This is a genomic window from Alsobacter sp. R-9, from assembly GCF_054612375.1.
The window spans coordinates 467,584-491,980 of the sequence record NZ_JBTSWJ010000002.1 but is presented as its reverse complement, the minus strand read 5'-3'; the positions used below and the strand labels follow the sequence as shown (position 1 = coordinate 491,980).

Here is a 24,397-nt window from a genome sequence, read left to right as displayed (position 1 = left end):
GCCGCGATCAGAGCGTCGACTTCGGCTCCGCGTCGTTCACGTCGACCCGGAACACGCCGTCGGCGATCTCCTTCTCCTTCGCCTTGACGAGGTCGATGGTCGCCTGCGGGACGAGCGCCGGGTCGAGCGGCGCGAGCGAGGCGCCGCCATAGGCCATGTAGCTGTACTGGCCGTAGTCGGCCGCCTCGAAGGTGCCGGCCATGACGTTCTTGATGGCCCGGTCGATCGTCGGCTCCATGTGCCAGAGCGCCGAGGCGATCACGACGCCCGGGTACTGCGACGCGGTGTCGATGACGTTGCCGATCGCCTTCACCCCGCGCTCCTTGGCCGCGTCGGTGACGCCGAAGCGCTCCGCGTAGAGAATGTCCGCGCCCTTGTCGATCATGGCGAAGGCCGCTTCCTTCGCCTTCGGCGGGTCGTACCAGGAGTTGATGAAGGAGACGATGAACTTGACGTTCGGGTTCACCGCCTTGGCACCGTCCATGAAGGCGAACATCAGCCGGTTCACCTCGGGGATGGCGTATCCGCCGACCATGCCGATGACGTTCGACTTGGTCGCCTTCCCGGCCACCATGCCCGTCAGGTAGGACGGCTCGTGGATCCAGTTGTCGAAGACGGCGAAGTTCGGCTTCGTCGGCCCGAAGGACGAGCCCATCAGGAAGGCGGTCTTCGGATAGTCCGCCGCCACCTTGCGCGCCGCGCGCTCCACGGCGAAGGCCTCGCCGACGACCAGGTCGTTGCCCTCCTGCGCGTACTGGCGCATCACCCGTTCATAGTCGGTGTTGGCGACGTTCTCGGAGAACTTGTAGGTCACGTCGCCGCGCGCCTGCGCCGCCTTCAGCGCCTTGTCGATGCGCGACACCCACTGCTGCTCGACCGGGACGGTGTAGATCGCGGCCACCTTGATGGGCTTCGCCTTCTGCGCGAACGCGGGGCCGGCGCCAGCCGCCACCGCGGCGAGGCCGCTGCCCATCCAAAGCAGCTTGCGGCGGTCGATTGCCGAAAAATCGGTCATGGTCCTGAACTCCCCTCCGGAAAGACTTGGGCAAAGGCATGCGCGGGCCGGCGATTGTCCCGCCCGATGCCAGCCGTCTTGGCAAACGATATGCCAGCCGCGACCGCCTGCGCCAGACGGCCGCACCGCTCGTGAACAGGGAAACGGCCCCGTCGCCGGTCAGGCCAGCGCGTGGGTCCAGGGGAAGGTCCAGGTCTCCGTGAGCGCCCGCTCGCCCGAGCGCAGGTAGACCCGCAGGTCGGCGGTCTCCCCCTCCTTCAGCCGCACGTCGATGCCCGCGCGGAAGCCGCGGATGACGGGGTGCGGGACGAGGAAGGTCCTGGCGATCTCGCCCTTCGAGGTCGAGGCGGCGATCTCCACGGTCTCCGGCTCGCGAAGGAAGTAGCCGAGGTCGCCGCCCGCGAAATCGATGAGGAAACGACGCGTCCCGGCGGGAGCCGCGCCGCGGGCGCCCGCCGGCCGGGCCTCGCCCTGGAAGGTCGACACGACATGGCCGCCGGCGTGCAGGTCGAGCCCGGCGCCGATGACGCGCATGCGCCACGTCCACGTGGTGTCGCTGCCGGCGGCGAGCGGTTCCTTCGGCACCCAGAAGGCGACGATGTTGTCCTCCGTCTCGTCGCGCGCCGGCAGCTCGACAAGTTCCACGTGCCCCTCTCCCCACTCGCCCGTCGGCTCGATCCAGTAGCTCGGCCGCAGGTCGTAGCGCGCCTCGAGGTCCTCGTAGCGGTCGAAGTCGCGCTCGCGCTGGAGGAGCCCGAACCCCTTCGGATCGCGGTCCAGGAAGCTGGAGATGCCGACCGACGCAGGGTTGCGCAGCGGGCGCCACAGCCACTCGCCCGTTCCGGTCTGCAGCAGCAGCCCGTCGCTGTCGTGCACCTCCGGCCGGAATTCCGTCGTGAAGCGCCGGTCGTTCTCGCTGACGAAGAACATCGACGTCATCGGGGCGATGCCGACGGCCTTCAGCTCGCGCCGAGGGAAAAGCCGGCAGGTGACTTCCACGCCCGTGGCCGCCCCGGGCCACAGGACGAAGCGGTACGCGCCCGCGACGGACGGGCCGTCGAGAATGGCGTGGATGGTGATCGACCCCGATCCCGCCGGCGGGTCCTCCACCCAGAAGTCGGTGAAGGCGGGAAACTCCTCGCCCTCGCGGCCTGACCCGAGCGCGATCCCGCGCGCCGAGATGCCGTAGCGCTGGTCGCGCGACAGCACGCGGAAGTAGCTCGCGCCCAGGAACACGGCGACCTCGTCCATGACGCCGGGGTCGTTGAGCGGAAAGTGCAGCCGGAAGCCGGCAAAGCCGAGGTCCGCCGGCAGTGGAGAGCGGAAGACGTTGCGGCCTGGATCGAACAGCCGCGGGTCGTAGGCCACGGGCTCGGAGACGCCGTTGCGCACGACGGCGATGTCGACCGGGTTCCGGTACAGGAACCCCGGATGGAACATGTGCATCCGGAACGCGCCCGTCAGCAGCGCCTCCGTCGGCCGGAAGCGGATGTCGCGCCAGGCGTCGTAGTCGATGGCGGCGAGGGCCGGCGGCAGCGTCTTGTGGTCGGGCCGGAACGGCGACGCCGCCAGCCGGCGCGCGCGCTCCACCACGTCGTCGAAGGAAAAGGCGTGCTGCTGCGCCCGCGCGCCACCCGCCGCGCCGGCCGCGGCGGCGGAGACGAGCGCCAGCATCAGGCGTCTGGTGAGGATCATCGCGTCGCTCCCGTGTCTCCACGGAAACGACACGGCCGAGCCCGGCGTTCCAGCCGCCCGGTTTACGCCCGGCGCGCGAGCGGCTATCAGCGTCGCGAAAGCGCCCGCCTGCGGCCAGGGCGCCCCTCTTCACGCCAGGATGCAGCATGACGGCCCAGCCGAAGATCTCGTTCGTGTCCCTCGGGTGCCCCAAGGCGCTGGTCGACAGCGAGCGGATCATCACGCGCCTGCGCGCCGAGGGCTATGACCTCGTCAAGTCGCACCAGGGCGCCGATGCGGTCATCGTCAACACCTGCGGCTTCCTCGACAGCGCCAAGGCGGAGTCGCTGGAGGCCATCGGCGCCGCGCTGGCGGAGAACGGCAAGGTCATCGTGACCGGATGCATGGGCGCCGAGCCCGAGCAGATCCGGGAGCGGTTCCCCGCCGTGCTCGCCATCACCGGCCCGCAGGCCTACGAGAGCGTCATGGGCGCCGTCCACGACGCCGTGCCGCCGGCGCACGACCCGTTCCTCGACCTCGTGCCGCCGCAGGGCGTCAAGCTCACGCCGCGCCACTACGCCTACCTGAAGATTTCCGAGGGCTGCAACAACCGCTGCACCTTCTGCATCATCCCGAAGCTGCGCGGCGACCTCGTGTCCCGCCCCGCCGGAGACGTGCTGCGCGAGGCCGAGAAGCTGGTGGCCGCCGGCGTGAAGGAGCTGCTCGTCGTCTCGCAGGACACCTCCGCCTACGGCATCGACATCAAGTACGCGGCCTCGACGTGGAAGGACCGCGAGGTCCGCGCCCGCTTCCTCGACCTCTCGCGCGAGCTCGGCTCGCTCGGGGCGTGGGTGCGGCTGCACTACGTCTACCCCTACCCGCACGTCGACGAGGTGGTGCAGCTGATGGCGGAGGGGACGGTGCTCCCCTACCTCGACATTCCCTTCCAGCATGCTTCGCCCACGGTGCTGAAGGCCATGCGCCGCCCCGCCTCGCAGGAGAAGACGGCCGAGCGCATCCGTCGCTGGCGGGAGATCTGCCCTGACCTCGCCATCCGCTCCACCTTCATCGTCGGCTTCCCCGGCGAGACGGAGGAGGACTTCGAGTTCCTCCTGCAGTGGCTCGCCGAGACGAAGCTCGAGCGCGTCGGCTGCTTCAAGTACGAGCCGGTGAAGGGCGCGACCGCCAACGACCTCGGCCTCCCCCCGGTGCCGCCGGAGGTCCAGCAGGCCCGCTGGGAGCGCTTCATGGCGACCCAGCAGGCGATCAGCGCGAGGCGGCTCCAGTCCCGCGTCGGGCGCCGCATCAAGGTGATCGTCGACGAGGCCGGCCCCACCGTGGCCAAGGGACGCTCGCAGTGGGACGCGCCGGAGATCGACGGCGCGGTCTACGTCTCCTCGCGGCGTCCGCTGCGCGTCGGCGACATCGTCACCGTCAAGGTCGAGCGGGCGGACGCCTACGACCTTCACGGCGTGGCGGTCTGACCGGCCGGAGCTAGGCTGCACGGCACGAGGGGCGGAGCATCAGCCGGCAAATGGCGCAGACGCAGGGTCTGGACCAACTCGCCGCCTTCGGCGTCACCGTGAACCCCACCGCCCGTCTCGACGGCACGGTGCGCTTCGAGCGCAAGGTCGTGCTCTTCAACAACGTGGCCGTGCGCGACTGCACCTTCGGCAGCTACAGCTACGCCGCGCCCTACGCCCACCTCCTCTTCGCCGATGTCGGGCGCTACTGCAGCGTCGGCAACAACGTGGCGGTGGGCGGGTCGAACCATCCGCTCGACCACGTCTCGACCTCGCCGGCCTTCTACGACGGCGTGTTCGGGCCGCAGGCCTGGCCCCCCGCCCCGTTCGACCGCAATGGCGAGCGTGTCACGATCGGGCCCGACGTCTGGCTCGGGGCGCATGTGAAGGTGCTCCCCGGCGTCAAAATCGGCGCCGGCGCGGTCGTCGGCATGGGGTCCGTCGTGACGAAGGACGTCGAGCCCTTCGCCATCGTCGTCGGCAACCCCGCCCGCCTCGTCCGCCACCGCTTCGACGACGTGCTGCGCCAGCGCCTCACCGCCCTGCAGTGGTGGGACTACGACTGGCCCGGCGCTCCCGACGCCGCCGGCCTGTCGTGGTCGGATCCCGCCGCGACCGTGTCGCGCATGGAGGACCTCGTCGCCCGCGGCGCGGTTCAGCCGCTGGCGGGGGCCGTGGTCGAGGTGCGGCGGTAGGCGAAACGCCGCCTGCGAGAAAACACCCGGCGTCATCCCCGGCGGTTCGCGCAGCGAACCGGGAAGGGGATCCAGCCCTTATCCACCGCCGTCTGGATCCCCTTCCCGACCGGCTGCGCCGGTCGCCGGGGATGACGGCGGAAGACCTTCGAAACGAAAAAGGCCCCCCGGCCCGAAGGACGGGGGGCCCCGCGATCACCGCCTTACTTCGGCAGCTTGTCGTCGATGCCCTTCACGTAGAAGTTCATGCCGACGACCTGCTCGTCGGACAGCGCGCCGTTGCCCTTGCAGGGCACTTCCTTGCCGTCCTGGTCGAAGACGGGGCACTTGAACGGGTTCAGCGTGCCGGCCTTGATGGCGGCCTGGGTGGCCTCGGCCATCTTCTTCACGTCGTCGGGCATGTTGGTGAAGGGCGCCATGTGGACCATGTCCTCGGCGAACCCGCCCCACGTGTCCTTCGAAGCCCACTTGCCCTCCAGCATCAGGCGCACGCGCTCGATGTAGTAGGCGTCCCAGTAGTCGACGATGGCGGTGAGCTGCGCCTTGGGCGCGAACTTGATCATGTCCGACGCCTGGCCGAAGCCCATCTTGCCGGCGGCCTCGGCCTGCTGCTGCGGCGCCGGGCTGTCGGTGTGCTGGGAGATGACGTCGGCGCCCTGCGCCAGCAGCGCCTTGGCGGCGTCCGCCTCCTTGCCCGGGTCGAACCAGGTGTTCGCCCACACCACCTTCACCTTGACGTTCGGGTTCACCGAGAGCGCGCCGAGGTAGTAGGCGTTGATGCCCGCCACGACCTCCGGGATCGGGAACGAGGCGACGTAGCCCAGGATGTTCGACTTCGTCATCTTGCCGGCGATCTGGCCGATGACGTAGCGGCCCTCGTGGAACTTGGCCGAGTAGGTGGCGAGGTTCTTGTCGCGCTTGTAGCCGGTGGCGTGCTCGAACATGACGTTCGGGTACTTCTTCGCCACCTTCAGCGTCGGCTCCATGTAGCCGAACGAGGTGGTGAAGATGAGCTTGTGACCGGTGCGGGCGAGCTGCTCGATGGAGCGCTCGCTGTCGGCCTCCGGCACGTTCTCGAGGTAGGTCGTCTCCACCTTGCCCGGGAAGGCCTTCTCGATGGCGAGGCGGCCCTGGTTGTGCTGGTAGCTCCAGCCGAAGTCGCCGACCGGGCCGACATAGATGAAGCCGATCTTCAGCTTCTCCTGGGCCGAAGCCGGCCCGGCAAGGCCGGCGGCCAGCGCGGCGATCGCCGCGGCCTTCAGTATGTGACGCATCCTGTTCTCCACTGCGGGGCTTCTTGGTTTTCGGAACCGCGCCGTGCCCACCCGCGGCGCAGTCCCTTGATCGGTGGCGCCGGCCCGTCCCTCCCGGCGTTGCAGCGCACGATAGAGATCAGCGGTCGGGGACAAAAGGGGTCCCGAGAGAACCCGGTGCATAGCCCGCCCGCCGCCCGCCGATCGACATCGCCACCAGCGCCACGATGGTCGCGAGGTAGGGAAAGGCCGAGAGCAGCTGCGCCGGCACGCCGATGGAGGCCGCCTGCGCGTGCAGCTGCAGCACGGTGGCGCCGCCGAAGAGGTAGGCGCCGAAGAGAAGCCGCAGCGGCCGCCACGTGGCGAACACCACCAGCGCCAGCGCGATCCAGCCGCGCCCGGCCGTCATGCCGGGCGACCAGAACGGCGTGTAGACGAGCGAGAGGTAGGCCCCCGCGAGCCCCGCGCAGGCGCCGCCGAAGAGGATCGCCAGCAGGCGCACCTTCAGCACCGGCAGGCCGAGCGAATGCGCGGAGACGTGGTTCTCGCCCACCGAGCGCAGCGTCAGGCCCGCCCGGCTGCGGTTGAGGAACCACAGCGTGCCGAAGGCCAGCGCCAGCGACACGTAGACGAATGGGTTCTGCCCGAAGAGCACGTGCCCGCCCGGCAGGTTCGTCAGGCCGGGAATGAAGATCGACGGCACCGCGTCGCGCTGCGTGCCGACGAAGCCGGCGCCGATGAGGCCGGACAGGCCGAGCCCGAGGATCGTCAGCGCCAGCCCCGTCGCCACCTGGTTGGTGGCGAGCCCGAGCACCAGCAGCGCGAAGACGGCGGAGAGCGCCACCCCCGCCGCGATGGCGGCCGTCACGCCGACGATCGTGGAGCCGCTGAGGATCGCCGCCGCGAAGCCGCAGGCGGCGCCGACCGCCATCATCCCCTCCAGCCCGAGGTTGAGGACGCCCGACCGCTCGACCACGAGTTCTCCCATGCCGGCGATCAGCAGCGGCGTCGCGGCGGTGATGACGGTGATGAGGACGGCTTCCCAGACACCCATCTCAGCGCCCTCCCCCGACGATCCGCACGCGGTAGGACACGAGCGCGTCCGCCGCCAGCACGCACATCAGCAGCACCCCCTGGAACACCCGCGTCAGGTCGAGCGGCAGCTTGAGCGCGATCTGCGCGTTCTCCCCGCCGATCACCGTCACCGCCACGACCAGCGCGCCGAAGATCATGCCGAGCGGGTGTAGCCGGCCGAGGAACGCCACGGTGATGGCCGTGAAGCCGTAGCCCGGCGAGATGCCCGGCTTGAGCTGGTGGATCTGCCCCAGCACCTCGATCATGCCGGCGAGGCCGGCGAGCCCGCCGGAGATCAGGAACGCGGCGACCACCATTCTCTTGGCGTCGAAGCCGGCGAAGCGCGCCGCCTTGGGCGATTCCCCCGCCACCCGAATGCCAAATCCGAACAGCGTCCGGTTCATCACGAACCACGCCGCCAGTGCCACCAGCGGCGCGATCAGCACGCCCGCGTGCAGGCGCCCGCCCTCGGCGATGTAGGGCAGCGTCCAGTCGAAAGTCACCGTCTGCGGGAAGTTGAAGCCCTTGGGATCGCGCCACGGCCCGCGCACGAGGTAGTCGAGCGTCAGGTCGGCCACGTAGACGAGCATCAGGCTCGTCAGGATCTCGCTGACGCCGAACGTCACCCTGAGCATCGCCGGCACCAGCGCCAGCGCCATCCCGCCGACCGCGCCCATGATGAGGCTCGCCGGGATCACCCACCAGCCCGCCTCCGTGCCGTGCAGCCACAGCGGCAGCAGGCTGCCGGCCAGCGCGCCTGCGATGAACTGGCCTTCCGCGCCGATGTTCCACAGGTTGGCGCGGAAACAGAACGAGAGCCCGACGGCGATGATGAGCAGAGGCGTCGCCTTGATGACGAGTTCCTGCTGCGCCCATTCCTCGGTCAGCGGCTCGATGAAGTAGACCTGCAGCGCCGCCATCGGCGAACGGCCCATCAGCGCCACGATGATCCCGCCGATCAGGATGGCGGCGGCCAGCGCTGCGAGCGGCGACAGCAGCCGGGCGACCGGCGAGACGTCCGTGCGCGGCAGGATCTCAAGCCGCATGGGTCGCCCCCTGGCCGCTGCCGGCCATCAGCAGGCCGATCTCCTCGCGCCCGATCGAGCGCGCCGGATGCGCCTCCGACAGGTGGCCGTCGTGGATCACGGCGATCCGGTCGGCGATGGCGTAGATTTCGTCGAGGTCCTGGCTGATGACGACGACGGCGCTGCCGCGCGCCGCGAGGTCGATCAGCGCCTGCCGGATCGTCGCGGTCGCGCCGGGATCGACGCCCCATGTCGGCTGGTTGACGACCAGCACGCCCGGCTCGCGCAGGATGTCGCGCCCCACCACGAACTTCTGCAGGTTGCCGCCCGACAGCGTGCCCGCCGGCGGGTCCACCTTGCCCTTGCGCACGTCGAACGCCTTGATGATCGCCGCCGCCGCCTCCCGCGCCGCCGCGAGGTCGACGAGGCCGCCGCGGGCGATGCCGTCGGCATGGCGCGACAGGACGACGTTCTCCGACAGCGTCAGCCGTGGGGCCGCCGCGTGGCCGTTGCGCTCCTCCGGAATGAACCCTGCCCGCATCCGCCGGCGCCCGTCGATGCCGGTGCGGCCGACCGGCGTGCCGTTGATCAGCACGGCGTCGTCGCGATCCGCCTCGACCTCGCCCGACATCGCCGCGAAGAGCTCTGCCTGCCCGTTGCCGGCGACCCCGGCGATGCCGACGATCTCGCCGCCGCGCACCGCGAGCGACACCTCGACGAGGTCGACCCCGTGCAGGTCCGGCGAAGCCATGGTCAGGCGCCGCAGTTCGAAGCGCACCGGCCCAGTGGCGTGTGCCGCGGCCGGCCGCACCTCCGCGACCTCGGAGCCCACCATCAGGCCTGCGAGCGTCGCCACGGTCTCGCGCCGCGGGTCGCAGGCGGCGACGACCTTGCCGCCGCGCAGGATGGTGGCGCGGTCGCAGAGCCGCCGTACCTCCTCCAGCCGGTGGGTGATGTAGAGCAGCCCGCAGCCGCCCTTCGCGAGCGTCTCCAGCGTCCCGAACAGCACGTCCGCCTCCTGCGGCGTCAGCACCGAGGTCGGCTCGTCGAGGATCAGCAGCTTCGGCTGGCGCAGCAGCGCCCGGACGATCTCGATGCGCTGGCGCTCGCCCGCCGACAGCGTCCACACGGGCCGGCCCGGATCGAGCGCCAGCCCGTAGCGCTGGCCGACGGCCGCGATGCGCGCGTCGAGGTTGCGCAGGTCCTCGCCCGGCGGCAGGGCGACGGCGATGTTCTCGGCCACGGTCAGGTTGTCGAAGAGCGAGAAGTGCTGGAACACCATGCCGATGCCCAGCGCCGCCGCCGCGTCCGGCCGCGGCAGCTCGACCGGCCGGCCCTCCCAGCGGATCTCGCCCTCGTTGGGCTGGAGCAGCCCGTAGAGGATCTTCACCAGCGTCGACTTGCCGGCACCGTTCTCGCCCAGGAGCGCGTGGATCTCGCCCGCGCGCACGTCGAGGTCGACGTGGTCGTTCGCCGTCAGGGTGCCGAACCGCTTGACGATTCCCCGCAGCGAGACGAGCGGCTCGCCCCCGGTTGCCGACGCTTCATCGCTGGCCACTGCGCTCCCCCTCCCGGCGGGGGCCGCGCACGCTCCCGCCCGCACCGATCATGACCGCGGCCGGCCGTCCCCCGAAGCGCAGAGTTTCGCCTGAAACGCTCGCCGATTGCGAGCGGTCTCCGGCGTCGTCCACCTCTTTTCCGACGGCGGGGACAGCCTCCGCGTCAGCACCCCTGCGAGCACGTCCCCACCAGCTGGGAGGTCGGCGCCCTTCCCTTCTCCCCGCAGGCGGGGAGAAGGTGGCGCGCAGCGCCGGATGAGGGGCCGGCCGGATGCGGCGCCTCGCGACGCCTCAAGGAACGAGGACCGTGGCCCCCGTCGTCTCGCGCGCCTCCAGCGCCCGGTGGGCGTCAGCGACGTCCTTGAGCTTGAACCTCGCCCGCACGGGAATCTTCACGGCGCCGCTGACGACGACATCGAAAAGGTCCTTCGCCATCGCGTTCAGCACCTTGCGGTCGGCCATGTGCGTGAACAGCGTCGGCCGCGTCGCGTAGAGCGAGCCCTTCTGCGACAGGTGCAGGATGTTGAAGTTGTCGATGGCGCCCGAGGCGTTGCCGAAGCTGACGAAAAGGCCGAAGGGCTTCAGGCAGTCGAGCGAGCCCGGATAGGTGGCCTTGCCGACTCCGTCATAGACCACGTCGCACTTCCTGCCGCCGGTGAGCTCGGCGACGCGCTTCACCCAGTCCTCCTCGCGGTAGAGGATGACGTGGTCGCAGCCGTGCTTCTTCGCCAGCCGCCCCTTCGCCTTGTCGCCCACGGTGCCGATGACGGTGGCGCCGAGGTGCTTCAGCCACTGGCTGGCGATGAGGCCGACGCCGCCCGCGGCGGCGTGCAGCAGGCAGACGTCGCCGGGCTTCACCTTGTAGGTGCGCCGCACGAGGTACTGCACCGTCAGGCCCTTGAGCATCATCGCCGCCGCGGTCTCGTAGGACACGGCGTCGGGAATCTTCACGAGGAAGTTCGTCGAGACGTTGCGTTCGGTGGCGTAGGCGCCGAACCCGGCGGCCAGCGCCACCCGGTCGCCGACCTTGAAGCCCTTCACGCCCGGCCCGACGGCCACGATGTCGCCCGCCGACTCACCGCCCGGCACGAAGGGCGTCTGCGTCGGGTAGAGGCCGTTGCGGAAATAGACCTCGATGAAGTTGAGGCCGATGGCGCGGTTGCGCATCCGCACCACGCCCGGCCCCGGCGGCGGCAGGTCGAACTCCTCGTAGGACAGGGCCTCCGGCCCTCCGACCTTGTGGATGCGTATCCCCTTGACCATGCCCGGCCTCCCGATGATTCGGCCGCATCTTACGGGGCCTTACCGACTCGGCAACGGGCACGATTTCTGGCATGATCCAATTTCACATCGCCTGTATGTGTAATTCATCAGCCCTGAATCCCCTCCCCCGGGTTGCGCCATGAACGACATGAGACCGACGCTGCGGCCGCAGCCGAGCTTCGCGGAGCTCTTCACCCCGAAGCTCGTGACGGTGCTGCGCGAGGGCTACGGCTGGGCCGCGCTGCGGGCCGACTTCATCGCCGGCGTCACCGTCGCCATGGTGGCGCTGCCGCTCTCCATGGCCATCGCCAAGGCCTCCGGCACGACGCCGGACCGGGGGCTCTACACCGCCATCGTCGGCGGCTTCCTCATCTCGCTGCTGGGCGGCAGCCGCTTCCAGATCGGGGGGCCTGCCGGCGCCTTCATCGTGCTGGTCGCCTCCGTCGTCGAGCGCCACGGAATCGACGGCCTGCTGCTCGCCACCATGATGGCCGGCGTGTTCCTGCTCGCCATCGGCTTCCTGCGGCTCGGCACCTACATCAAGTACATCCCGCACCCGGTGACGGTGGGATTCACGTCCGGCATCGCCGTCATCATCTTCGCCAGCCAGGTTACCGACCTCCTCGGCCTCAGCCTCCCGGGACGCGAGCCGGCGGCGCTCGTCCCCAAGGTCGAGATGATCTGGGCGTCGCTCGGCACGGCGGTGCCCGCGGCCGTCGCGGTCGCCGCCGTCTCGGTCGGCCTGATCCTCGTCCTGCGGCGCTACCGTCCGGCATGGCCGGGCTTCCTCATCGCCATCGCCGTTGCATCCGTGCTGGCCCTGCTCCTCGCCGGAGCCGGCCTCCCCGTCGCCACCATCGGCTCGAAGTTCGGCGGCATCCCGTCGAGCCTGCCGGCGCCCGCCCTGCCGCCGCTGTCGCTGGAGCGCATGGCCGTCCTGCTGCCCGACGCCGCCGCCATCGCGCTGCTCGGTGGCATCGAGTCGCTGCTCTCGGCCGTGGTGGCCGACGGCATGAGCGGGCGGCGCCACCGCTCCAACTGCGAACTCGTCGCTCAGGGCTTCGCGAACATCGGCTCCGCCCTCTTCGGCGGCCTCTGCGCCACGGGCACCATCGCCCGGACCGCGACCAACGTGCGAGCCGGCGCGCGCGGCCCGATCTCGGGCATCATCCACTCGGCGACGCTGCTCGTGCTGATGCTCGTCGCCGCGCCGCTCGCCGCCTACATCCCGCTGGCCGCTCTCGCCGCCGTGCTGGCCGTCGTGTCGTGGAACATGGCCGAGAAGGCCGAGTTCGCAGCGATCCTGCGCCGCTCGCGCGGTGATTCCGTCGTGCTTCTCGCCACCTTCCTGCTGGTCGTGTTCCGCGACCTCACCGAGGGCATCGCCGTCGGCGTGGTGCTGGGCGCCGTCATGTTCATGCACCGCATGGCGCAGCTCGTGGAGGTGCAGACGCAGACGAGCGTCATCGACACCGACCAGGCCGACACGGCCGGCGCGGCCCGCACGCCCTATTCCGGCCCCCTGAGCCGCGACGGCGTCGCGGTCTACCGCATGACGGGGCCGTTCTTCTTCGGCGCGGCGGCGGAGGTGTCGGCCGTCCTCGACCGCATCGGCCAGACGCCGCAGACCTTCATCCTCGACCTGTCCGGGGTGCCCTTCATCGACTCGACCGGCGTCCAGTCGCTGCACGCCTTCGTGCGCAAGGCCCACAAGGGCGGGACGAAGGTGGTGCTTGCGGGCGCCCCGCGGGCGGTCCGCACGGAACTGATCAAGCACGACCTGCGCGAGCCCGACGTGCGCTACGCCGTCGACGTCGAGACCGCGCTGGAGGAAACGGCGCCCGCGTCCTGAGCCGTCAGGAGAGCGGGCGCTGGGGCCGGCGCCGCAGCAGGCCGAGCCCCGTGAAGTAGGCCGCGCAGCCCAGCAGCACGACGCTCGTCACCGGGTCCGGCTTCAGTCCCTCGGCGATGCAGGCGAAGCCCGCAATCGCCCAGACGACGCACATGCCCAGCGTCAGCGGCTTGAACTGCTGGACGCGGAACGGGTGCACGAAGACGAAGGGCAGCGCCTGCCCGACCGCGGCCGCCAGGATGATCACCGTCGCGACGAAGGCCGACGGCTGATAGACGACGAGGTAGAAGACCACGACGTTCCACACCGCCGGGAAGCCGGCGAACCAGTTGTCCGGCGTCTTCATGCGCAGGTCGGCGAAATAGAGCGCCGCGGAGACGATGACGATGATGCCCCACGCCATCGCCAGCGGCCGGGGCCACAGTTCGCAGAAGACCAGGATCGCCGCCGGCACGAAGACGTAGGTCGTGAAGTCGATCACGAGGTCCAGCACGTCGCCGGAGATGTTCGGCACGCGGTCGCGCACGTGGAGCGCCCGGGCGATGGTGCCGTCGACTCCGTCGACGATCAGCGCCACGCCGAGCCAGGCGAAGGCCGTGGCGAAGTGCCCGTCGATGGCGGAAAACAGCGATAGGAACGCCAGCGCGCCGCCGGACGCGGTGAAGAAATGCACGAGATAGGCAGGAAGACGCGTGCCGAAGGGCTTGCGGGACGGGCCTGCGTCACCGGGTTCTGTCGTCACTCTCCGCCTACCGACCGGATTGCGGGCCGGGCGCCCGCTCGTGGATGGATCTCGGGATTCCCGCCGGGCGGGACGTCCGCCGCGCGATAAAACATCACGGCGGCGGGCAAGGCCAGCAGTTTCGGCGTGACCGGTGCCGCAACCTCAGCGGCTCACCGCCCACTGCCACACCCGCTCCGGCCCTACCCCCGCCACCGCCACCGCGAGGCCCGCTGCAACCAGCAGGATGCCGATCGCCCTGCTCAGCCGGACGGACCCGGCAAGCTTCTCCACCGTCATCAGCACCGCGAAACCGCCCATCCAGGCGAGGTTCATGGTGCCGGAGACGAGCATCGTCGCCATCATCGCCCCGCAGCACCCCAGGCACCGTCGGCCCTGCTCGACCCCCATCGCGAAGACCCGCCCCGCCGGGGGCAGCGGGTCGGCGATGCCGGCGGGGAACGGGTGCCGGCACGCCGACAGGAAGGCGAGTTTCCGGTCGCTGAACTGGTAGAACCCGGCCGCGCCCAGCATCACGCCGGCGAGGATCGACGGCAGCGGCCCTGGCAGCGGCACGACCCGCAGCGCCAGCCCCGTCCCCACCTGGAGGACCGCCGCGACGACGGACACGACGAGCCAGACGCCGAGGTACCCCGCCACGAGGAAGACCGGCGCCGATGCGCGGCGACGGGTTGCCGGCATCTGGTCGACGAAGGCGAACACCATTGGCACCGCGGTCGGCAGCATCATGGCGACGCTCATCACGGCCCAGAGGCCGGCCGCGACGCCGACGTCGCGCAGGACGGAGGGCAGATCTGTGCCCGACGCGCCCAGCGGCCGGCACAGCGCCTCGAGGAAAGGCGTCGCCCCGTCGGGCGCCAGCAGCACCGCCTCGGCGAAGAGCGCCATCCAGGCCGCGAGCGTCAGGACGGCGACGGACACCGCCGCGACGGCCTCGGGGCCGGGGCGACGGACGGCATCGGAGGGTCCTGTCTGGGCAAGCGACATGCGGGGTTCCTCGTCGTCCCATGCGACATCGGCGCGCTGGGCGCAATCCGCATCACTGCTGAGCCCGTATCCGCGTCCGACGTTGCAGGATGGAACCGAGACTTGAGACGGGGGACGTGTCCCCGACAGCAGAACCGCCTGGCCGTGCGGCGTCCGGGCATCGCGACGGCCGGTGACACGGGTCGCAAAGGTCGCGAGCCCGTCCCTCCTCCTTTGGGTAGGGACCGAGGGCGGGGGGCGCGCCGGGGTTGCATTGAGACGGGAGGCTGGCCGCGCCATTCGCCCGGCCGGGGCGCTCCCCTGATCCTGTCCCATGAGGGGGAGGAGAACAGGTTCACGGATCGGCGCGTGGCCGGGATATAGAGTGGCGTGCCCCCTTCGCGGCGGACGCGGGACGCGGTAGGGACGAGGACGGAAGCGGACGGACACCATGGCAGGACGCGACAGCGGCAGGATCGGGATCGTGGGCGGCGGCGCGGCAGGGCTGGCCGCCGGCATCGCGCTGGCGCAGAAGGGCTGGCCGGTCACCCTCGTCGGCCCGACCGGCGCCCGCGCCGATGGCCGCACCGTCGCGCTGATGGCCGGCAGCGTCGAATTCCTGCGCTCCATCGGCGCCTGGGAGTGCGTCGCCCCGCATGCCTCGCCGCTCGCCAGCCTCTGCATCATCGACGACACCGGCTCCCTGCTGCGGGCCCCGCCCGTCACCTTCCACGCGACCGAGCTCGACCTCGACGCGTTCGGCTACAACGTGGAGAGCGTGACGCTGGTGCGTGCCATCGCGGAGACCGCCCGCGCCACGGCGGGGCTGGAACTGGTGGACGACACCGTCGAGACGCTGTCCTTCGAGCCGGGCGGCGCGACGCTGGCCCTCGCGGGCGGCCGCACCCTGGACGTGGCCCTCGTCGTCGGCGCCGACGGGCGCCATTCCGGCGTCCGCGAGGCGGCGGGCATCGCCACGAAGACGTGGAGCTACGACCAGTCGGCGGTCACGGCGATTCTCGCCCACGACCGGCCGCACCGGGACACCTCGACCGAGTTCCACACGCGGCAGGGCCCCTTCACGCTGGTGCCGCTGGAAGGCCGGCGCTCCAGCCTCGTCTGGCTCACGGCGCCGGCGCGCGCCGAGGAACTCGTCGCCCTGCCGGAGGAGGCCTTCGCCCGCGAGGTCGAGCGGCAGGCGAAGTCCATGCTCGGCGGCATGCGGCTCGACGGCCCGCGCGGCGTCGTGCCCATGGGAGGCCTCTCGGTGGACCGCTTCGCCGCCGGCCGCGCCGCGCTCGTCGGCGAGGCCGCCCACGTCTTCCCGCCCATCGGCGCGCAGGGGCTCAATCTCGGCCTGCGCGACGTCGCCGCCCTGGCGAAGGCCCTCGGGCCGGCGGCAGGCGACCCGGGCGAACCCCGCCGGATGGAGGCCTACGACGGCGCACGCCGCGGCGACGTCCGCACCCGCACCATGGCGGTGGACGCGCTGAACCGCTCGCTGCTCGCGGGCTTCCTGCCGGTCGACGCCGCCCGGGGCGTGGGGCTCATGGCCCTCTCCGCGATCACGCCGCTGCGTCGCTTCGTGATGCGGCAGGGGCTCGGCGCCAGCGCCTGAGCGTCACGGGAAAAGGTCGTAGCGCAGCACGTCGTGGCTGATGGCGTAGAGCAGCCACGTCACGGTGAAGACCGACACCACCGTGCCCACCAGCACCGCCGTCGAGGCCCGCTCGACATAGACCTGATACTGGTTGGCGAGCACGAACACGTTCAGCGCCGGCGGCAGAGACGCCATCAGGATGGCGGTGAACATCCACTCGCGCTCGAAATTGCCGATCCATGACAGCACCACCCACACGAGCAGCGGGTGCATCACCAGCTTCACGAAAAGCAGCGGCGGCAGTTCCCACGGCACCTTGCGCACCGGCCTCAGCGCCACGGTGACTCCCATCGTGAACAGCGCGCAGGGCGCTGCGGCGTTCTTCAGAAAGTTCAGCATCGCGTCGACCGGCGCCGGGGGCGCGTACTGGACGTAGGCGGCCGCCACCGCCACGGCCGTCGCGACGTTGAAGGGGTGGGTGACCACCCGCTTCACCACGTACCAGGCCGTCTCGCCGATGTTCAGCTTCGTCTCGCTGCCCAGCGCCATGAGGAACGGCGTCAGCGTGAACAGCAGGATGTTGTCGAACACGAAAATCAGCGCGGTCGGGACGATGGCCTCCTGCCCCAGCGCCGCGATCGTCAGGCCCGGGCCCATGTAGCCGATGTTCGAATAGGAGCCGATCACGCCCTGGATCGTCGCCTCCCGCAGCCGTCCCTGCGTCGCCAGCGTGCCGATGGTGAACGCCACCGCGAAGGCGACGTAGGTGCACAGCGTCGTGCCCACCACGTAGGGCCAGTTGCCGAGCTGCTCGAACGGCGTCGCCGAGATGAGCTTGAAGAACAGCGCCGGCAGCGCGAGGTAGACGATGAAGAAGTTCATCCACTGCAGGCCCGCCTCCGGATAGCGCATCAGCTTGCCGCAGGCGAAGCCGAGGGCGATCAGGCCGAAGAACGGCATCGCGAGGGACAGGACGCTGGTCACGCGGGGCTCTGTGGCGGCGGGGCGGTGTGTCGGACCCGGATTGGCCGGGCGGCGCGCGGCTCGTTCCGGGGCCGCCCCGCGCTGCTAAAGCGCGCCATCCGCCCCGTCAACCGAGCGGCGGGCACACCAGACCCCCGCCTTTCGTCACGGCGACCGTCGTGCTAGCGAACCGCGACGGCGGACGAGCGGCAACGGGACGGGCCAGGGCGGGTGAGCAGCGAGACCCAACAGGACGGCGGCAGCCGGGTGGCCCGGCCGCCGGGCCCGCCGCTGCTGACGCGCCTCGAGGACGTGGGCTTCCGCATCGTCGCCGCCGTCTTCCGGTCCCTCCCGCTCGACGCGTCCTCGGCCCTGTCGGGCGCCATCTGGCGCGTCGTCGCCCCGTGGCTGCGCCGCCACCGCCGGGCGGACCGCAACCTCGCCGCGTCCATCCCGGAGCTCGGGCCGGACGAACGGGCCCGCATCCTCGCCGGCATGTGGACCGTGCTCGGCCGCACCTTCGCCGAGGCCTTCCAGCTCGACGTCCTCGCCGCCGACCCGGACCGGATCGACCTGCGCATCGACCCGGCCCTGCTGGGGCGCATGCGCGCCGGCTCGATGGTGCTCGCCTCGATGCACAGCGGCAACTGGGAGGTCGCCGCGCTCGCCGCCCGCAAGGCCGGCATCCCGATCGCCGGCGTCTACCAGTCGCTGAAGAACCCGCTGGTCGACGCCACCGTCACCGGCATGCGCGCCCCCTTCTATCCCCTCGGCCTCTTCACCAAGGGGCACGAGACGGTCTTCCGCCTGATGCGCATCCTGCGCGGGGGCGGCACGCTGGCGGTGCTGGCGGACCTGCGCGAGCACAAGGGCATCGCGGTGCCCTTCTTCGGCCGGCCGGCGCCGACGAACCCCTTCCCGGCGCTGATCGCCCGCAGCCAGGGCGTCCCGCTCGTCGCAGTCCGTGTCATCCGGCTGGACGGGGCGCGCTTCGCGGTGGAGGCGGAGGAGGTCCCCGTGCGCCAGACGGCCGACCGGTCGGCCGACGTCGAGGCGACGACGGCGGCGCTCCACGCCGTCTTCGAGCGCTGGATTCGCGAGCGGCCCGAGCAGTGGATGTGGGGCCACCGCCGCTGGGGCTGAGGCCCTCCCCTCCGTCATAAGCCTTGCTAGGCAGCCCCCGCGCCCTGCTCCATATTGCACCGCAGCACTGCGCCGACGGAGGTCCCGATGAAGCTCGCCCGCAACATGTTCAAGCCCCTGGCCATCGGCGCCCCGGCGCCCTGGCGCGAGCTTCCCGTGCGGCTCGAGCGCATGATCCACTTCGTCCCGCCGCATCTGGAGAAGGTCCGCGCCAAGGTCCCCGAACTCGTCGCGCAGGTCGACGTGGTGCTCGGCAACCTCGAGGACGCGATCCCGGCCGACGCCAAGGAGGCCGCCCGCGACGGCTTCATCGCCATGGCGAAGGCCACAGACTTCGGCTCGACCGGCCTGTGGACGCGAATCAACGCGCTGAACAGCCCCTGGATGCTCGACGACGTCATCCGCATCGTCGGCGAGGTGGGAGACAAGCTCGACGTCGTGATGCTGCCCAAGGTCGAGGGGGTGTGGGACATCCACTACCTCGACCAGCTGCTCGCGCAGCTGGAGGCGCGCCACGGGCTGAAGAAGCCGATCCTCATCCACGCCATCCTCGAGACTGCCGAGGGCGTGAAGAACGTCGACGAGATCGCCGCCGCCTCGCCGCGCATGCACGGCATGAGCCTCGGCCCGGCCGACCTCGCCGCCTCCCGCGCCATGAAGACGACGCGCGTCGGCGGCGGGCATCCCGACTACAAGGTCATCGCCGACCCGGTGGAGGGCCGCGAGCGGGCGGTCGCCCAGCAGGATTTGTGGCACTACACCATCGCACGGATGGTCGACGCCTGTGCGGCCAATGGCCTCAAGGCCTTCTACGGTCCGTTCGGCGACTTCTCCGACCCGGTCGCCTGCGAGGCCCAGTTCCGCAACGCCTTCCTGCTCGGCTGCGCCGGCGCGTGGACGCTGCACCCCTCGCAGATTCCGGTGGCCAAGGCCGTGTTCAGCCCGGATCCCGGCGAGGTCGCCTTCGCCCGCCGCATCCTCGAGGCGATGCCCGACGGCAGCGGCGCCGTGATGATCGATGGAAAGATGCAGGACGACGCCACGTGGAAGCAGGCGAAGGTGATTGTCGACCTTGCCCGGATCGTGTCGGCAAAGGACCCCGAGCTGGCATCTCTTTACAAGCTTTAGGTTGTCGGATTTAGCATGTGCAGCCTCTGCTTAAGGCCATGCTCAACGCAGCGTTGACAGCACCTCGAACGCAGGCGTACCTGTTGCCGTCATGAAGTCCCGCGTCGCCAAATACTCCGTCGGACAGGTGGTGAAGCACCGCTTCTACCCGTTCCGGGGTGTTGTTTTCGACGTCGACCCGACGTTCAACAACACCGAGGAATGGTACAACTCCATTCCGGAGAATGTCCGCCCGTCCAAGGACCAGCCGTTCTACCACCTGTTCGCCGAGAACGCGGACACGGAGTACATCGCCTACGTGTCGGAGCAGAACCTGCTCCCCGACACCTCGGGCGAGCCGATCCGCCACCCGCAGGTGGACGAGACCTTCGTGCGCTCCGAGGACGGCGCCTACAAGACCCGCAACGGCCGGATGAACTGAGCCCGCGCCGAGGTGCGGGCAGCGCGTGAAAGCGCCCTGCCGGGTTGGCATCCGTCGATGCGAAGTTCGGCTGGCAGCAGCCAGCCTCCATGGGTCCGCCCCCTTGCCCTCATCGCCGTCGGCCTGCGCAGCAGGCCGGGACGGGATCCAGCCTTGAGCGGAGCGCACTGCCCGTCATGGTCGTCGGGCACGCCGGACTGCGAGGGTCCGCCGGGTCCCCTTCCCCTCCGCGGCTTTGCCGCTGCGGCCGGGGATGACGGCGAGGGCGCATCTGATGGCTCGCCCATGAAAAAGGCCAGCCCCTCGCGGAGCCGGCCCTTCGAATTCAAGGCCGTGCAGCCGGCCGCCCGATCAGGGCTTCGGCGCGGTCGGGGCGGCGCCGGGAGCCGGAGCCGGGGCGGCACCGGGAGCGGGTGCGGCGCCGGGCTGGCCACCGCCGGCCTCCAGCTTCTTGCGCATCTCCTCGGCCTGCTTCTGCATCTGCTCCTGCAGCTGGCGCTGCTGCTGCTCCAGCACGGCCGGGTCGATCGGCGCGCCATCGAAGGCCTTGCCGAAGCCGGACAGCGGCACCTGGAACGTCACCTCGCGGGCGAACTGGTTCTGCACGCTGATGTTCAGCAGCGTGCCGCGCTTCACCTGGTTGATGATGGCGTCGTTGACCTGCGACTCGGCGAAGCAGCCGTTCGGGAAGCAGATCGCGTACTTGCCGCCCTCGGACTTGCCGTTGTCCACGGCGAAGCGCACGCCCGGGTTCAGCAGCAGGCCGAGCGGCATCAGGAAGCGGACGATCTTCTGCGGGTCGCCCTTGATGTCGTAGACCGCCACCGCCAGCACCGGCTGGCCCTGGTCGGACACGAAGTCGCGGGTCGTGTAGCAGATCTCCTTGCCGTTGCCCGGATCCTTGCCGCACACCTTCACCCAGTCGGGCTGGGACGGCTCGGGCTTCACCTGCACCACGGTCGGGCCCGCCTGGGCCGGGGCCGCCGGCTGCTGCGCGGGCTGCGCCGGCTGGGCGGGCTGCGCGGGGCGCGGCTGGGCCGGGCGCGGCTGGGCCGGCGTGGTCTGGGCGAGGACGGGCGTCGCCGCCATCACGGCCGCAAGGGCAAGGGCCAGGTGCGAAGCGGTCGACCGGTGGAACGACATGGACGGAAAATCCTCTGGCAGGGCGGACAGGCTGGCGGAGGCGCCGGCCGACGGTATCGCCGCGACGCGTCCAGCGCCGCTGCTTCGGGGTCGAATGAGGCGGGACGATGACGCGGCGCTTGCTCTTAGCCGCTCGGCGGCTTGGTTTCCAGTCGAATTCGACGAGCGGATGCCGGCGACGCCGCCCGCCCCGGTCGCCCATGGTAAGATGCGCGCGCGCGAATCAAGTCGGGACACGGCGATGCCCCTGCGCCTTCCGCGGATCGTCGCGGTCCTCCTGCTGACCTTGCTGGCGCTGCGCCCGGCCACCGCCGAGCCGCGGCACGGCATCGCCATGCACGGCGAACCGGCCCTGCCCGCCGGATTCTCGAATCTGCCCTACGCCAACCCCGACGCGCCGAAAGGCGGGCGCATCGTCTTTGGCGTGCAGGGCACGTTCGACACGCTGAACACCTTCTCCGTCCGCGGGATCGCCGCGCAGGGAATCGTGCCGCCGATGGGTCTCGTCACACAGGGGCTGATGGCCCGCTCCTACGACGAGCCCTTCAGCCTCTACGGGCTCGTCGCCGAGAGCATCGAGACTCCGGAGGACCGCAGCTCCGTCACCTTCCGTCTCAACCCGAAGGCGAAGTTCTCGGACGGCAAACCCGTCACCTCGGCCGACGTGCTCTTCACGTTCGACCTCCTGAAGGCGAAGGGAAAGCCCAACTTCCGCAACTGGTACGGGAAAGTCGTCAAGGCTGAGGCCCCGGACGAGCGCACGGTCCGCTTCGACCTCACCGGCATCGGCGACCGCGAGCTGCCGCTCATCCTGGCGCTGATGCCCGTTCTGCCGAAGCACGCGACGGACGCCGCACGCTTCGAGGAGACGAACCTCACGCCGCCCGTCGGCAGCGGCCCCTACGTCGTCGCCGAGGTGCGCCCCGGCGAGAGCATCACCTTCCGCCGCAACCCCGACTACTGGGCAAAGGACCTGCCGATCTCGCGCGGCCTCTACAACGCCGACGAGATCCGCTTCGACTATTTCCGCGACGCGAACACCCTGTTCGAGGCGTTCAAGGGCGGCCTCTACGACATCCGCACCGAGGACAGCCCTACCCGGTGGACCACCGGCTACGACTTTCCCGCGGTGCAGGAGGGCCGCGTGGTGCGCGACCCGATCCCGATCCGCACGCCCAAGGGCATGAACGCCTTCGTCTTCAACACCCGCAGGCCGATCTTCGGCGACGTGCGGGTGCGCGAGGCGATCGGCCTGCTGTTCGATTTCGACTGGGTCAACCGCAACCTGTTCCAGGGCCTCTACGCCCGCACCACGAGCTTCTTCCACGGCTCCGACCTCGCCTCCACCGGGCAGCCCGCGTCGGCGCGGGAGCGCGAGCTCCTGGCCGGGCACGCAAGGGCGGTGCGCCCGGAGATCCTCGAGGGGCGGTGGGCTCCCGCCGCCGCCGACGGCAGCGGCCGCGACCGCGACCTCGCACGGCAGGCACTCGACCTCCTGAAACAGGCGGGCTGGACCCTGCGCGACGGGGCGCTGCGCAACGCCGCGGGCGAGCCCTTCGCCTTCGAGTTCCTGGCCGCGAGCCGGGTGCAGGAGCGGCTCGCGCTCAACTTCGCCCAGTCCCTGCAGCGCATCGGCATCGCGATGAAGGTGCGCCTCGTCGACGACGTGCAGTACTGGCGCCGCCTGTCCGCCTTCGACTTCGACATGATCCAGTTCACCTGGGGCGCCTCGCCCTCCCCCGGCAACGAGCAGTACGGCCGCTGGAGCGCCCGCGCCGCCGACCGGCAGGGCTCGCTCAACTATGCCGGCGCCCGCGAGCCCGCCATCGAGGCGATGATCGACGCCATGCTCGCCGCGCGGTCGCGCGAGGACTTCGTCGCCGCCACCCGTGCGCTCGACCGCGTGCTGCTCTCCGGCTTCTACGTTGTACCGCTCTTCAACCAGCCCGAGCAGTGGGTGGCCCGCTCCGCCGCGGTGAAGCGTCCCGACCGTGCCTCGCTCTTCGGATTTCAGCCGGAGACCCTCTGGAGAGAATCGCCGTGACGCGGCCACAATGCCGCCGTCCGCGCCCTGCCGTCCGGAGCCGTTGGTGACCGAGGCCCAATCCGCAGCCGTCTCGACCAGCGATGCCGCATCCGCGTCGGCCGCGCCGTGGAGCGGCGTCACGCTGCTCGACCTGTTCTCGCTCTCCGTGCAGTCCCAGCCGGGCGCCACCGCCGGCCGGCAGGTCGACGCGTCGGGCCAGCGCAGCATCACCTTCGCCGCAGCAGAGCGGGCCGTGCAGCGCCTGTGCGAGCAGTTCGGCGACCTCGGCCTGTCCGAAGGCGTCGTCGCCATCGCCCTCCCCGGCGTCGTCGAGACGCCGGTCGCGCTGCTGGCGGCGCTCCGCGCGGGCCTCACGCCCTGCCTCGTGCCGGTCGACCTCGATCCCGTTCACTACGATGCGCTGGCCGAGCGGCTTCCGCTCGCCGCAGTGGTGACGGTCGCCGCGCACGGGAGCCTGCGGCCCGCCGAGCGCTGGCGCACGGCCGCCTCCGGCTGGCCGCGCACGACGCCGGTGATGGGCTTCGGCGAGCGTCTTCCCGCCGGCGTCCTGCCCGTGTCCCCGGTGCTGGGCTCCGCGCCCGACGCCGGCTTCACCGCGCCCCGCGCGGGACGGCGCGACCAGCCGCCCGTCCTCACCGTCCGGGCCGGGACGGAGGGGCTCGACATCTACCGGCACGAGCAGGAGGGTCTCGTCGCCGCCGGGCTGTGGCTCGTGCTTCGCGCCGGGATCAACCCGTCCGAATCGATCCTCACCACCATCGCGCCGACCAGCCTCGCGGGCCTTGCCACCGGCTTCGTCCCGGCGCTGCTGACCGGCGGCACGCTGTGGCAGGTGCCGCAGTTCTCGAGCCGCGCCTTCCTCGACGCGCTCGACGGCATGGGCGGCGGCCACGTCGTGGTGCCGGGCAGCCTTGAACGCATGATGCGCGACGCCGGCCTGATGAAGGACCGCTCCGTCGTGCTGCTGCACCGGCCGCCCGTGCGCCTCGACATGCCCATCGCGGTCTCCGGCGAGCGCATCGTCGACGTGCTGTCCTGTGCGGACCATGCCGTGCTGATGGCGGTCCGCGACGCGGAGGGGCGCGTCGCGCTCGCGCTCGGCGAGGACATGATCCCCGATCAGCGCGGCGGCGTCGTCAGCCGGGTCGAGACGGGGCCCGGCGGGCAGCTCTACTTCGCCGGCCCGGCCGTCGCCACGCGGCTCGCCACCCTGGACCGGCCGGCCGGCGCCGCGGCCAGCGGTTTCGCTTGCCGGACGGACCAGCGCCGGCGCATCGTGGCCGTCTCCGCCGCCTGACCGCGGCCTGCACG

At 70.9% G+C, this 24,397-nt stretch carries 20 protein-coding genes; 9 read left to right on the top strand and 11 right to left on the bottom strand.

The features are described from left to right. Positions 1 to 7: 7 nt before the first annotated feature. Positions 8 to 1,015 (bottom strand): BMP family protein, encoded by a 1,008-nt coding sequence (locus ACX9GQ_RS04985; RefSeq protein ID WP_459628432.1) that lies wholly within the window; start codon positions 1,013 to 1,015, stop codon positions 8 to 10. Between the two features lie 159 nt (positions 1,016 to 1,174). Continuing rightward, positions 1,175 to 2,710, bottom strand: coding sequence for an OpgD/OpgG family glucan biosynthesis protein (locus ACX9GQ_RS04980; RefSeq protein ID WP_459628431.1), 1,536 nt, complete (start codon positions 2,708 to 2,710; stop codon positions 1,175 to 1,177). Between the two features lie 146 nt (positions 2,711 to 2,856). Between ACX9GQ_RS04980 and rimO the strand changes: the two genes are divergently transcribed. Next, complete coding sequence (gene rimO, locus ACX9GQ_RS04975; RefSeq protein ID WP_459628430.1) at positions 2,857 to 4,173, top strand: 30S ribosomal protein S12 methylthiotransferase RimO; 1,317 nt, start codon at positions 2,857 to 2,859, stop codon at positions 4,171 to 4,173. Positions 4,174 to 4,223: 50 nt separating this feature from the next. Next, positions 4,224 to 4,907, top strand: coding sequence for a CatB-related O-acetyltransferase (locus tag ACX9GQ_RS04970; protein ID WP_459628429.1), 684 nt, complete (start codon positions 4,224 to 4,226; stop codon positions 4,905 to 4,907). 203 nt (positions 4,908 to 5,110) lie between these two features. Here ACX9GQ_RS04970 and ACX9GQ_RS04965 read toward each other — a convergent pair whose 3' ends face one another. From ACX9GQ_RS04965 to ACX9GQ_RS04945, 5 genes are all read right to left on the bottom strand, one after another. Continuing rightward, positions 5,111 to 6,181 carry a BMP family ABC transporter substrate-binding protein gene (locus tag ACX9GQ_RS04965; RefSeq protein ID WP_459628428.1) on the bottom strand — a complete coding sequence of 357 codons (1,071 nt, stop codon included), beginning with the start codon at positions 6,179 to 6,181 and terminating at the stop codon, positions 5,111 to 5,113. A gap of 118 nt (positions 6,182 to 6,299) precedes the next feature. Further along, positions 6,300 to 7,214 carry an ABC transporter permease gene (locus ACX9GQ_RS04960; protein WP_459628427.1) on the bottom strand — a complete coding sequence of 305 codons (915 nt, stop codon included), beginning with the start codon at positions 7,212 to 7,214 and terminating at the stop codon, positions 6,300 to 6,302. A 1-nt stretch (position 7,215) separates the two neighbouring features. Further along, complete coding sequence (locus ACX9GQ_RS04955; protein ID WP_459628426.1) at positions 7,216 to 8,280, bottom strand: ABC transporter permease; 1,065 nt, start codon at positions 8,278 to 8,280, stop codon at positions 7,216 to 7,218. Further along, positions 8,270 to 9,817, bottom strand: coding sequence for an ABC transporter ATP-binding protein (locus ACX9GQ_RS04950; RefSeq protein WP_459628425.1), 1,548 nt, complete (start codon positions 9,815 to 9,817; stop codon positions 8,270 to 8,272). The genes ACX9GQ_RS04955 and ACX9GQ_RS04950 overlap by 11 nt, the downstream gene beginning before the upstream one ends. 292 nt (positions 9,818 to 10,109) lie before the next feature. Then, positions 10,110 to 11,081: a quinone oxidoreductase family protein gene (locus tag ACX9GQ_RS04945; RefSeq protein ID WP_459628424.1), complete on the bottom strand. Its 972-nt coding sequence runs from the start codon at positions 11,079 to 11,081 to the stop codon at positions 10,110 to 10,112. A 148-nt stretch (positions 11,082 to 11,229) separates the two neighbouring features. Between ACX9GQ_RS04945 and ACX9GQ_RS04940 the strand changes: the two genes are divergently transcribed. Beyond that, entirely contained in the window at positions 11,230 to 12,933 is a 1,704-nt protein-coding gene (locus ACX9GQ_RS04940; protein ID WP_459628539.1) for a SulP family inorganic anion transporter, read from the top strand. A gap of 4 nt (positions 12,934 to 12,937) precedes the next feature. Here the strand turns inward: ACX9GQ_RS04940 and ACX9GQ_RS04935 are convergent, their stop codons facing one another. After that, a complete protein-coding gene (locus ACX9GQ_RS04935; protein ID WP_459628423.1) occupies positions 12,938 to 13,675 on the bottom strand; it encodes a CDP-alcohol phosphatidyltransferase family protein in 738 nt (245 codons plus the stop codon). Between the two features lie 144 nt (positions 13,676 to 13,819). Continuing rightward, positions 13,820 to 14,662, bottom strand: coding sequence for a DUF2182 domain-containing protein (locus tag ACX9GQ_RS04930; RefSeq protein WP_459628422.1), 843 nt, complete (start codon positions 14,660 to 14,662; stop codon positions 13,820 to 13,822). A gap of 430 nt (positions 14,663 to 15,092) precedes the next feature. Here ACX9GQ_RS04930 and ACX9GQ_RS04925 point away from each other — a divergent pair, with 430 nt between their 5' ends. After that, entirely contained in the window at positions 15,093 to 16,259 is a 1,167-nt protein-coding gene (locus tag ACX9GQ_RS04925) for a UbiH/UbiF family hydroxylase (RefSeq protein ID WP_459628421.1), read from the top strand. 3 nt (positions 16,260 to 16,262) lie between these two features. Here ACX9GQ_RS04925 and ACX9GQ_RS04920 read toward each other — a convergent pair whose 3' ends face one another. Beyond that, positions 16,263 to 17,225, bottom strand: coding sequence for an AEC family transporter (locus ACX9GQ_RS04920; protein WP_459628420.1), 963 nt, complete (start codon positions 17,223 to 17,225; stop codon positions 16,263 to 16,265). 210 nt (positions 17,226 to 17,435) lie between these two features. Between ACX9GQ_RS04920 and ACX9GQ_RS04915 the strand changes: the two genes are divergently transcribed. The 3 genes from ACX9GQ_RS04915 to hspQ all read left to right on the top strand — a co-directional run bounded on the left by ACX9GQ_RS04915 (position 17,436) and on the right by hspQ (position 19,896). After that, complete coding sequence (locus ACX9GQ_RS04915; RefSeq protein WP_459628419.1) at positions 17,436 to 18,347, top strand: lysophospholipid acyltransferase family protein; 912 nt, start codon at positions 17,436 to 17,438, stop codon at positions 18,345 to 18,347. A gap of 87 nt (positions 18,348 to 18,434) precedes the next feature. Then, positions 18,435 to 19,475 carry an HpcH/HpaI aldolase/citrate lyase family protein gene (locus ACX9GQ_RS04910; RefSeq protein WP_459628418.1) on the top strand — a complete coding sequence of 347 codons (1,041 nt, stop codon included), beginning with the start codon at positions 18,435 to 18,437 and terminating at the stop codon, positions 19,473 to 19,475. Positions 19,476 to 19,566: 91 nt separating this feature from the next. Beyond that, positions 19,567 to 19,896 carry a heat shock protein HspQ gene (gene hspQ / locus ACX9GQ_RS04905; protein ID WP_459628417.1) on the top strand — a complete coding sequence of 110 codons (330 nt, stop codon included), beginning with the start codon at positions 19,567 to 19,569 and terminating at the stop codon, positions 19,894 to 19,896. Positions 19,897 to 20,247: 351 nt separating this feature from the next. Here hspQ and ACX9GQ_RS04900 read toward each other — a convergent pair whose 3' ends face one another. Continuing rightward, complete coding sequence (locus ACX9GQ_RS04900) at positions 20,248 to 21,039, bottom strand: invasion associated locus B family protein (protein ID WP_459628416.1); 792 nt, start codon at positions 21,037 to 21,039, stop codon at positions 20,248 to 20,250. A gap of 241 nt (positions 21,040 to 21,280) precedes the next feature. On the opposite strand from ACX9GQ_RS04900, the gene ACX9GQ_RS04895 reads away from it, so the two are divergent. Continuing rightward, on the top strand, positions 21,281 to 23,083 hold the full coding sequence (locus ACX9GQ_RS04895) for an extracellular solute-binding protein (protein WP_459628415.1): 1,803 nt from the start codon (positions 21,281 to 21,283) through the stop codon (positions 23,081 to 23,083). A gap of 46 nt (positions 23,084 to 23,129) precedes the next feature. Next, positions 23,130 to 24,383 carry a hypothetical protein gene (locus ACX9GQ_RS04890; protein ID WP_459628414.1) on the top strand — a complete coding sequence of 418 codons (1,254 nt, stop codon included), beginning with the start codon at positions 23,130 to 23,132 and terminating at the stop codon, positions 24,381 to 24,383. Positions 24,384 to 24,397 lie beyond the last annotated feature (14 nt).